This window comes from Bradyrhizobium sp. NAS80.1, assembly GCF_001908205.1.
Classification (GTDB): Bacteria; Pseudomonadota; Alphaproteobacteria; order Rhizobiales; family Xanthobacteraceae; genus Bradyrhizobium.
Genome location: NZ_LGHL01000280.1, coordinates 1 through 2,693, shown reverse-complemented (window position 1 = coordinate 2,693; position 2,693 = coordinate 1). Strand labels below are relative to the sequence as shown.

4 protein-coding genes are annotated in these 2,693 nt (G+C 66.4%); 1 reads left to right on the top strand and 3 read right to left on the bottom strand.

Annotated features, from left to right (window positions below):
* The first annotated feature begins 145 nt into the window (after nt 1-145).
* Nucleotides 146-361, top strand: coding sequence for a hypothetical protein (locus AC629_RS41415; protein ID WP_084810419.1), 216 nt, complete (start codon nt 146-148; stop codon nt 359-361).
* 4 nt (nt 362-365) lie between these two features.
* Here the strand turns inward: AC629_RS41415 and AC629_RS41410 are convergent, their stop codons facing one another.
* The 3 genes from AC629_RS41410 to AC629_RS47420 form a co-directional block, all read right to left on the bottom strand.
* A complete protein-coding gene (locus AC629_RS41410; RefSeq protein WP_084810418.1) occupies nt 366-854 on the bottom strand; it encodes an HNH endonuclease in 489 nt (162 codons plus the stop codon).
* Nucleotides 851-1,105, bottom strand: a complete 255-nt coding sequence (locus AC629_RS41405; RefSeq protein ID WP_084810417.1) for a hypothetical protein — start codon at nt 1,103-1,105, stop codon at nt 851-853. Before AC629_RS41405 ends, AC629_RS41410 begins: the two co-directional genes overlap by 4 nt.
* Nucleotides 1,102-2,693 (bottom strand): hypothetical protein (locus AC629_RS47420; protein ID WP_084810416.1); only part of this gene is annotated, 1,592 nt, incomplete at its 5' end. The genes AC629_RS47420 and AC629_RS41405, both read right to left, overlap by 4 nt.

Sequence of the window (2,693 nt, the reverse complement as noted above, 5' to 3'; positions counted from 1 at the left end):
ATATCCGCGAGATCTTAGCGGCCGTGCCGGCGGGATTGACACGCACACAATTTCGGGAGCGTTGCCGGCTGGATGTGAACGCGGGCTACCGCGTTGAGGTCGAGGAGGCCGAGCGGCGGTATTTCGACAAGAAGGCGCGCCACCAATGAAGCCGATGTCGCATGACGAATACGCCCGGGCGCTCGATCGCCTGGGCTTCTCCAATCGCGATTTCTGCCTCAACGTGGTGGGTGTGAACGACAAGACCGGCCGCGATTGGAAGTCAGGCGAAACGCCCGTGCCGGGATCTGTCGCGGCATTGCTGCGGCTGATGCTCAAGCTGAAGCTGAGCGCCGAGAAATATCGCGAGCTGATGGGCTGAGGGCTCACAGCCACACATCCTCCTCGCGCTCGCCCGGTGCCAGCAACGGCGCCGGGCTTGGCATTTCCGGCCGCTCGATCGGCGGCTCGTCGAGATCCAGCTCCTCCATGCCGTAGCCGCGCCGGCGCAACAGCTTGAGTTGCTGATTGAGCAACGGCGGGATCGCCTGCAGATGGTCGGGATTGACGCACTTCCGACAAGGGCGCGGGTCGGGCGCCCACTTCGCGCACATGTGGTCGACGTCGTATCCGAACGGGATCGGCCCGACGAATTTCTCAAAGACGTAGCGGTGCACCGGCATCACGCGCCGGGTGCCGGGCCGCAGGATGCGCCCATAGGCGCCGAGCCCATGCCACTCGCCGGAGCCGTCATCACCGCCGAGCCACAGCCAGCAGCCGCCCGGCGTCACCCACACGCGATCGGGCGCGAGCAGATCCTCGATCGTCTCAGGCTGCCGGCGGCGCTCGCGCGGGATCTTGAGCCTATTGCTCATTCCGGCACCTCGCCAACGTCGAGCATGACGGGCGGATGCGCGATGCCGAGCACGCACAGATAGATCGGCGCACCTGACTTGATGCGCTCGACCTCATCCGGCGTCGGCTCCCACGCCGTCACCATGGCGCGGCATCGCACCGTCTCGCCGCCGATCGAGACCTCGCGCAATTCATCGCGAAGAGGCAGGCCGAGATAACCTTGCGATTGACCGATGACGCGCGTTGCGCCGGCAATGCGTGCGATAATCACTCAGTCGCCTCCGTGTGCTTGTCGTAAGCCGCCAGATCGATCAGCAGGCACCGCTCGGCGGCGCGGTTGATCTTCACCACCTTGCCGCGTGGGCCTGATCGCACCACCTCCGGCGGGCCCTGCTTCAGCGCGCGAAACCAGACGCCTTGTTGCCACTTCGTGCCCTGGTACATCTTCGCGAGCAGCGGCCCCTTGGGCGGCACTGCGAGCAGCCAGCGCACCTTGCCGGCCGGCAGCGTCGCGTCGGCCTCGTAGATCAGGCCGCAGCCAGCCATCGAGATCTTCTCTTTCGCGGTCGACAGGTCGTAGTCGCTCGCCTGCGTGTAGGCCTTTTCCAACTCCTCGGTGACGCTGCCGATCGTCGGGCGCGAGCCGCCCTTGATCGCCTCGATCGGCGCGCCCATCAGATGATCGATGCACTCGCGCCAGTTCTCGCCCTGCAGAGCGCGCTCCTCGGCCGTGGCTTCTGCGACGATGGCGCCGATCCGCGCCGGCTCGGTGATGTCGAGCCCCAGCGCTTCCATGTCCTCTTCGCCGAGCATGAGCTGCGCCATGGCGAACAGCGTGCCATAGGTATCCGTGCCGCGGCCCGTCAGGCCGGCTTCGGCGAGCAGGCTGCGCCAGTCCGCCAGCAGCGCAGGGAAGCGCGGCCATGCGTCCATCAGCGCGCGCAGCACCTGCCGGCCCCAATCCTTCTCTGCCTTCGGCTCGACTTTGCCCTTCACCTGCAGCTTGCGCGTGTCGAGAATGGCGAAGCGGCTGAGATCCTGCGGCTTCATCGGCGGCAGGTTGATGCCGCCGCAGAAGAACGCGTTGCGCGAGGTGAACTCGACGCCCTTGTGATCGGAGCCGCCGCGCAGCAGCGTGCCGCCGGAATAGGCGATGCGGCTTAGCTCGACGATCTTCGACACGCGCGCGTTGTCCTCGCTCGCCTCGAATTCGTCGATCGCCACGGGCAGGGCATCGAGGCCCATGCGCTGGCGCACGCCGGCCTCGGTCGGGTTCTCCGCGCGCAACAGCACGTCGCCGATCGTCGATTGAATGAGGTTGGTCAGCGCGGTCTTGCCCGTGCCGAAGTCGCCCATCACTGCCGTGTGCGGCCGTTCCTTCAGCGCGCCAGACATGAACATGACGCCGATCGAGCCGAGCACGATCACGGGGTCGAGCTGCGGCCGTGCCCAGCTCCACGTTTTGAGCATGTCGAAGATCTCGCGCGCCGGGCTTTCCTCCGCCGGCACGGCTTCCGGCCATGGCGCCATGATCGAGGGCGCGCGGAAATAGAACACGCCGGAGACCTCGCCGGGCGCGCTCTGCATCAGCTTGCCGTTCTCGACCAGCCACAGGCTGTCGCCGGAATGCCAGATCAGCCGGCCAAACTCGTCGCGCCAGGCGCCGCGGCCGCGCAGGCGGTTGGCAGGGTCGAACGGCCCGCGGGAGGCGGCGGCCTTCTGCAGGCACATGATCGCCTTCTTTTCCTCGACGCCGTTGATGAGGAAATTCTGCTTGCCGGTGTCGTGATCGGTCGAGGTCAGCTTTTTGCGCGGCCATGCCCAATATGTGTAGTTCGGCGTGGTGCGGAACAGGCTGA